The sequence below is a fragment of the Mycobacterium sp. genome (assembly GCF_019243155.1).
Classification (GTDB): Bacteria; Actinomycetota; Actinomycetes; order Mycobacteriales; family Mycobacteriaceae; genus Mycobacterium.
Map to the genome: position 1 here is coordinate 1 of NZ_JAFAUS010000299.1, position 6,566 is coordinate 6,566.

9 protein-coding genes and 1 pseudogene are annotated in these 6,566 nt (G+C 64.0%); 8 read left to right on the forward strand and 2 right to left on the reverse strand.

All coding sequences use genetic code 11. From position 1 onward, the window contains the following. From JOZ00_RS14920 to JOZ00_RS14950, 7 genes are all read left to right on the forward strand, one after another. A partial coding sequence (locus JOZ00_RS14920; protein ID WP_293344793.1) for an aromatic ring-hydroxylating dioxygenase subunit alpha occupies window positions 1-1,030 on the forward strand: 1,030 nt, incomplete at its 5' end. Continuing rightward, window positions 1,027-1,350, forward strand: a complete 324-nt coding sequence (locus JOZ00_RS14925) for a hypothetical protein (RefSeq protein ID WP_293344795.1) — start codon at window positions 1,027-1,029, stop codon at window positions 1,348-1,350. The genes JOZ00_RS14920 and JOZ00_RS14925, both read left to right, overlap by 4 nt. 4 nt (window positions 1,351-1,354) lie before the next feature. Beyond that, window positions 1,355-2,185, forward strand: a complete 831-nt coding sequence (locus tag JOZ00_RS14930; protein WP_293344797.1) for a TauD/TfdA family dioxygenase — start codon at window positions 1,355-1,357, stop codon at window positions 2,183-2,185. Next, complete coding sequence (locus JOZ00_RS14935; protein ID WP_293344799.1) at window positions 2,182-3,057, forward strand: TIGR03619 family F420-dependent LLM class oxidoreductase; 876 nt, start codon at window positions 2,182-2,184, stop codon at window positions 3,055-3,057. The genes JOZ00_RS14930 and JOZ00_RS14935 overlap by 4 nt, the downstream gene beginning before the upstream one ends. 130 nt (window positions 3,058-3,187) lie before the next feature. Further along, a complete protein-coding gene (locus JOZ00_RS14940; RefSeq protein ID WP_293344801.1) occupies window positions 3,188-3,493 on the forward strand; it encodes a hypothetical protein in 306 nt (101 codons plus the stop codon). Window positions 3,494-3,583: 90 nt separating this feature from the next. After that, window positions 3,584-4,801 carry a histidine kinase gene (locus JOZ00_RS14945; protein WP_293344803.1) on the forward strand — a complete coding sequence of 406 codons (1,218 nt, stop codon included), beginning with the start codon at window positions 3,584-3,586 and terminating at the stop codon, window positions 4,799-4,801. Next, window positions 4,798-5,496 (forward strand): response regulator transcription factor, encoded by a 699-nt coding sequence (locus JOZ00_RS14950; RefSeq protein WP_293344805.1) that lies wholly within the window; start codon window positions 4,798-4,800, stop codon window positions 5,494-5,496. Before JOZ00_RS14945 ends, JOZ00_RS14950 begins: the two co-directional genes overlap by 4 nt. On the opposite strand, the pseudogene JOZ00_RS14955 reads toward JOZ00_RS14950, so the two are convergent. Both JOZ00_RS14955 and JOZ00_RS14960 read right to left on the reverse strand, forming a co-directional pair. Further along, window positions 5,483-5,623, reverse strand: a pseudogene (locus JOZ00_RS14955) (hypothetical protein); the annotation flags it as partial. The gene JOZ00_RS14950 and the pseudogene JOZ00_RS14955 overlap by 14 nt on opposite strands. Window positions 5,624-5,790: 167 nt before the next feature. Then, window positions 5,791-6,039 (reverse strand): hypothetical protein, encoded by a 249-nt coding sequence (locus JOZ00_RS14960; RefSeq protein ID WP_293344807.1) that lies wholly within the window; start codon window positions 6,037-6,039, stop codon window positions 5,791-5,793. A gap of 194 nt (window positions 6,040-6,233) precedes the next feature. Between JOZ00_RS14960 and JOZ00_RS14965 the strand changes: the two genes are divergently transcribed. Further along, the coding region (locus tag JOZ00_RS14965; protein WP_293344809.1) for a DUF732 domain-containing protein at window positions 6,234-6,566 on the forward strand (333 nt) is incomplete at its 3' end.

Here is a 6,566-nt window from a genome sequence, read left to right on the forward strand (position 1 = left end):
CAAGGACGACGTGATCCGCGCCTTCCACAACATCTGTCCGCACCGCGGCAACAAGATGTTGTGGAGCGATGACCCCTTCGAGGAAGTCGAGGGCCGGGCGCCGGTGCTCTACTGCCGATTCCACGGCTGGCGCTACAACCTGGATGGCTCGCTGCACGCGCCCACCCGCAAGGACCTACTGCTCGACTTCGACGCCGACAGTTGCCGCGTGCCCGCCGTTCAATGCGAAGTCTGGGAAGGCTTCATCTTCATCAACCTCAACCCGGACAACAGTGAGCCGTTGCGCTCCTATCTCGGTGAACTCGCCCACGGCATCGAGGGCTATCCCTTCGGCGGGCCGCATCAGGTGTACCGCTTCAAGGCGGAGTTGCAGTGCAACTGGAAGATCTTCGTCGACAGCTTCGCGGAGAGCTACCACGGGCCATATCTGCACGCGTCGTCGTTCGGCGCCCTGACGGCGGAGGCCAGAGACGCGTTCGACCAGCCGAACCCGTTCACCGATGCGTTGGCCTACCGGCTCAAGGGACCGCATCGCATGTTCTCCTTCGCCGGCGAGCCCTCGCAGAAGACGCCGTACTCGAAACCGATCGAATGCGTGATGGAAGCGAGCGCGGCAGGCCCGTGGAACAAACGCGCCGACCGCGGTCCGATGCCGGCGGGGCTCAATCCCACGCGGTCGGCGAAATACGGCTTCGATTCGTTTCAGTTCTTCCCCAACTTCGTGGTGATCTTCGGGTCGTCCGGTTTCAGCACGCACACCCATTGGCCGACGGGCCCGCACTCGCACATGTTCGAAGTCGAGATGTTCTACCAGCCGCCCACGACGCACAAAGAGCGGCTGGGACAAGAGCTGACCGTGACGTTCCTCAACGACATCATCCTGGAGGACGCCAGCCCGTCCGAAGGGCTGCAGGCAATGCTGAACAGTGGAGCGCTCACGCATTTCACGATGAACGACGAGGAGATCCTGCTGCGCCATCTGCACAAGGTGGTGGGCGACTATGTGGAGGCCGGGGAGAAGGCGAAATGACCGCGCTTCTGCCACAGGAGTTTTCACAGCTCGAGCACCTGGTCGACGAGTGGGCCATCGAGGACGGGCACGAGCGCTACGTGAAGCGCGTGAATACGTCGATGGCCGAGATACAGGCGTTCTACGACGAGTTGTTCCCCCACGCCGAGGAAGCGGTCGCCTACATCGACAAGTTCGACTACGCCGAACCGCTGCCCGAGGACGTCTCGAACCTGCGCAATCTGCTCTACTCGTTGATCACCGTGTCGCTGGCGGTCGAACTGTGGAAACAGCCGCGGGTCAAGCATTCGGCGAACACCATCCTGACGCGATTGAGCTGACGCTATGGGGCTTCCGTCACGGCAACTCGAAATTGTCGACTGCACACCGGCAATCGGCAGCGAAATCAGAACGGACCTCGACACGCTGCTCGGCGGTAGCGAAGCCGAGAACATCCGCGCCACCCTCGAGCAACGCGGCGTGGTCTTCTTCCGCGGTCTGCAGATCAGCGACGAAGAACAAGTCGCGATCGCGCGGACCCTCGGCGACATCGTGCAGAACGAGGGCCAGGGCGGCATCTACAAGATCTCGCTCGACGAGAATGTGAATCAGCGTGCCAAATACCTGAAGGGGTCGCTGTTCTGGCATTTCGACGGCTCGCTGCAGCCCTTTCCGAATCTCGCGACCCTGTTGCGGGCAGTGCAGTTGGCGGACGCCGGGGGCCAGACCGAGTTCTGCAACACGTATGCGGCCTACGAGGATCTGCCGGATGCCGACAAGGAGGGCATCGCGAACCTGCGGGTGGTCCACAGCGCGGAGCGGTCACAGTACTACGTGACACCGGAGATGACCTACGACGAGATTGCCTTCTGGCAAAAATCCCCGACGAAGTCCTGCCCGGTCGTGTGGACCCACCAGTCCGGTCGCAAGTCGCTGCTGTTGGGTGCGACGGCGGACTACGTAATCGGACTGCCGGTGGAAGAGAGTCGCGCATTGCTTGCGCGCCTGCGTGATTGGGCTACCCAACCGCAATACGTCTACCGGCACGAGTGGCAACCCGGCGACCTGCTCATCTGGGACAACACCGGCACGATGCACCGGGCGTTGCCGTACGCCGTGGACAGCGGTCGTCTCATGCACCGCACGGTTCTGGCCGGAGAAGAGCCCCTGCATTGAAACTCGGCATCGCAACGCCCGTCGTCACCAACGTCGCGGGCGCTCCACTGACCTGGGAGCAGAACGCGTCGATCGAGGACATCGGCCGGGTCGCCGAGGCGGCGGATCGGTTGGGATACCACCACCTCACGTGCAGCGAGCACATCGGCATACCGTCGACCGAAGCCGGGCGTCGCGGCTCCCGGTACTGGGACCCGCTGGCCACGCTCGGTTACGTGTCGGCGCGCACCCGGCAGATTCGACTCGTCACCATGACCCTGGTGCTCGGTTATCATCATCCACTTGCGATCGTAAAGCGTTACGGCACACTAGATCACGTCAGTGGGGGCAGGGTGATCCTGGGCGTCGGCGTCGGAAGCCTGAAAGAGGAATTCGATCTGCTGCAAGCGCCGTTCGACGATCGCGGCGCCCGTGGCGACGACGCATTGCGCGCGTTGCGCGCCGCATTGCCAAGCAATGAGCCGGTTTACGAGGGCGAGTTCTATTCGTTCGGCGGCCTCACCGTCGACCCGTGCGCTTTACAGGCCCACGTGCCGATCTGGGTCGGCGGGCGAACCCGACGATCGTTGCGGCGCGCGGTCACCCTTGCGGACGGGTGGTGTCCGTTCAACGTGTCCGTGGAGACGTCCAGGGAGTGGTTGCGGGCGCACGACCTACCCGCCGGGTTCGAGGTCGTGCTGCCCGCCGAGCGGCCGCTTGACCCGGTGCAGGAACCCGAGCTGACCCGAGAGACGCTGCAGGCCATGGCCGCGGCCGGGACCACCACCGTGTCGGCCAGATTCATCCACCATTCTCTCGAGCACTACCTCGAACAGATTCACGCGCTGGCCGAACTTCATGCGCCGGATGGCGGCCCGCACCCAACCGCCTGAGACCGCAGTCGCAGAAGGCGGGCGGTAGGTCTCCTACTACGGTCGCAGATCAAGATCAAACCCCGGCACGATGCGCCGGCCCCCCAGACTTCGTAGCGTCAACTCATGACACAACACGAAGCGAAATCCGATGGCTGACATCGGCGCGGTGTGGAGGCGTTCCGCGGCTGCGGAGCGCGCGTTGGTGGCGGGCTGGTCCGTCGGGCTCGTCCTCGGAGCCGGCTCGGCCCAGTCCAGCATCGGTTCGGCAATTCCGTTCCCCGGCACCAATGTTGGTCGCCGCATCACGAATTGGACGACGAGCACCGTGGTGGCCCTGCGGGCCTTGGTGCGGACTCCGTCACGGGACAGCAAGCCGGAAAGGCCTTACTACCATCCTCGGCGCGAGAGCTATATCGAAGACGCCGCGATGTCCCGCGCGATGGACAGGCTGTAACGCCGGTGGCTGCAGTCCTACCGCGGTAGGACATTCAAAGCCTGCCGGGGGACGATGCCATCGCGTACTCGGGCGTTTTAAGATCAGGCAATGCCGGCAGGGTTGAAGAGCCGTGTGCAGGATTGGGTGCATCGCAAAGAGCAGGTGCTGCCCTACGGCTTCAGCATGACCGTGGTGCTCGCGATCGACGCGACCACGGCGCTGATCGGTGGAATCGCCGCCATCCAGCGACCGGTTTCCGAGTGGCCCGTGGTGCTGATCGCGATGGTGGTCGCCTTCACCCCGTGGATGGCTTTCTTCGTTTTCGATTTCGAGAACATCAGTAAGTACGAGGGCCCCGTGCTGTGGGTGGCATGGACGTCGGGGACGGCGATCCTGCTCTTCGCGACTCCCACGCCCATCACGGGTGACTTCGCCCCGCTGTTACTCAGCTTGACGGTCGGCACCGTCGTGGGCATCACCTCGATTCGTGGCGGCGCCCTGGCCGCCATTTCCTCAGGGGCCCTGCTGATTTGCGCCGCGGCGATGCACCGCCTGAACACTCCTGCGCTGTATCTCGCCTTCATCGGAATCGGCTGGGTCGTCGGCCTTCTCATGCGCAGCCAGCAGGAACTGCTCGTGAAGCAGACCCAGATGCAGGATCAGCTGGCCGAACACGCCGCCGCGGACGAACGTCGGCGCATCGCCCGGGAAGTGCATGACGTCATCGCGCATTCGCTCAGCGTCACCCTGCTGCACCTGACTGGTGCGCGCCACGCGCTCCAGCACGGCGGCTCCGACGAGGACACCGTGCGCGCGCTGCAGCGCGCGGAACACCTCGGACGCCAGGCGATGGCCGACATCCGCCGCACCGTCGGACTACTCGACGTCGAAGCCACGGCGCGTACGCCGGAACCCGGCGTCGCCGACATCGCCACGCTTGTCGAGGACTTCAGTCGCGCGGGGCTGAACGTCACCCTGCATGTCAGCGGCCGCCTCGACGACATCTCGGCGGCCGGCGGGCTCGCTTTGTATCGCATCGCCCAGGAATCGTTGGCCAACATCGCCAAACACGCTGCGGGCGAGGCCTCTCGGATGACCCTCACGGCGACGCCCATTGCCGCCACACTCGAGGTCGTGAACGACCTTCCCGGGGCCGACGATCGACCGGTCGCGGATGGGCGCGGACTTCGTGGAATGAAGCAGCGAATCGAACTCCTCGGTGGCACAATAGATATCGGTCCTCGGCAAAACAACTGGACGGTACATGTCAGTGTTCCGTCAAGTGCCAATACGACCGATTCGCCAGCACAGATGCAGGCGTCGTGAACGGCGACGAACCCTTGGTGACCGCGCTGATCGTCGATGATCAGGAATTGGTGAGGTCGGGCCTTTCGCTGATTCTGCGCGCCAAGCACGGCATCATGGTGGTCGGTGAATGCTCGGACGGCGACGAGGTTCTCGAAGCCGTCGAGCGGCACCAGCCCGATGTCGTTGTCATGGATCTACGGATGAAACGCGTCGACGGGATCGAGGCGACGCGACTGCTCACCGAGCGCGGCAGCGGACCGCCAGTCCTTGCGCTGACGACGTTCAACGACGACGAACTGCTGTCCGGCGTGTTGCATGCAGGCGCCGCGGGTTTCGTGCTCAAGGACTCACCGGCCGAGGAGCTGATCCGCGCCGTTCGGGCCGTCGGCCGCGGCAACAGCTACCTCGACCCCGCCGTCACCGCACGGGTGTTGGATGCTTACCGCACCACCGCGGCACCGACCTCGTCAACCGCGGTGCTCGCCGACCTCACCCCGCGCGAAAGGGATGTGCTCACCCTGATCGCGAAGGGCCATACCAACGCTGAAATCGCCGACGAGCTCTACATTTCGGGCCTGACCGTCAAGACCCATATCGGTCGCATCTTCACCAAACTCGGTTTGCGCGACCGGGCCGCCGCCATCGTGTTCGCCTACGAACACCGCATCATCGGCGTACCCGGCGACAGCGGCGAGCAGTTCACGGCACCGTGAGCTGCTGAACTCTGGCGCGCCGTTCGTCGATGGTGCGTCCCAATTCCTGCAACAACAATGGTTTTCGCATGACCAGGTCGACGAGGTGCTCACGGTCGACTTCCAGCGCGGTCACTTCCTCCAACGCCTCAACGACAGCAGGCTGGCCACCAGCAGCATGATCATGACTTTGGATTGGATGCTGATCCGGGACACCAGTCGCAAGCGGCGCCTGCGCCGCGTTACAGGGATCTGTGCGTCCGGGGTTGCCTGCTCGCTCGAGCTCGCCGTCGACAGATTTGGGGAGGACGTACGTCATCGCCCCGCAGGAAGTCGCGGTACGCGCCTAGGGGTGGAACGGGTGCGCATTGCCTTGCCCAGAATGCTGATGCAGCCGAACTGCAGCAGCCCGATCAGCAGCACGGGCCACAACATTCCTGCGAGAAGGGTCAGCCCCGTGTGATGTTTTGACGAGGAGTGGTCGGCGGAGAACAGGTCGGCGGCCACGGAGGTGCCGGCTGCGGCTATAAGCGCGCCGTACAGATAAATCTGCCATAACAGCATCGAGTGATCTCCCGCCGACACCGGCTGTTGACCTACTCTAGCCGTTCACGCAAGGTTCTAAACGTCAGCGGCGTACTACGTTCGTCAGCCATCGGGTGACTGGCACCCGAACGCTCGGTGAGCAGTTGCTACGAGCCGCGTAAGAGTCAGCCGCTCGGGAAGACAACCGCGCCGATCTATACGAGGATGTGGCAATGCGAACGCTTGTCCTGCTGGCGGGTTTCGCCGCCGTCATCGGAGTGGCCGCGCCTGCACAGGCGGACCCAGATAACGCCGGTCCGAGTCCCGATGCGAGCTTCCTGGCGGCGCTCGACAAGGCCGGCATCACATATGGGGACGGATCCCTCGCCGTCAAAGTCGGCAAACGCGCCTGCGACCTGATGAATCAGGGCACTCCCCAAGTCGATGTCATCAAGCAGGTGTCCTCGGCCAATTCCGGCTTCACGGTCGACGGTGCGGCAAAGTTCACGATGATCGCGGCGGGGGTCTACTGCCCCGAGCACATGGGGCAAGCCGGTGCCACGCAG

What these genes read in the sequence shown, in the direction of transcription:
- JOZ00_RS14960 (WP_293344807.1), bottom strand. Translation starts at nt 6,039, where the DNA reads ATGCTGTTATGGCAGATTTATCTGTACGGCGCGCTTATAGCCGCAGCC.
- JOZ00_RS14945 (WP_293344803.1), top strand. Translation starts at nt 3,584, where the DNA reads ATGCCGGCAGGGTTGAAGAGCCGTGTGCAGGATTGGGTGCATCGCAAA.
- JOZ00_RS14940 (WP_293344801.1), top strand. Translation starts at nt 3,188, where the DNA reads ATGGCTGACATCGGCGCGGTGTGGAGGCGTTCCGCGGCTGCGGAGCGC.
- JOZ00_RS14925 (WP_293344795.1), top strand. Translation starts at nt 1,027, where the DNA reads ATGACCGCGCTTCTGCCACAGGAGTTTTCACAGCTCGAGCACCTGGTC.
- JOZ00_RS14930 (WP_293344797.1), top strand. Translation starts at nt 1,355, where the DNA reads ATGGGGCTTCCGTCACGGCAACTCGAAATTGTCGACTGCACACCGGCA.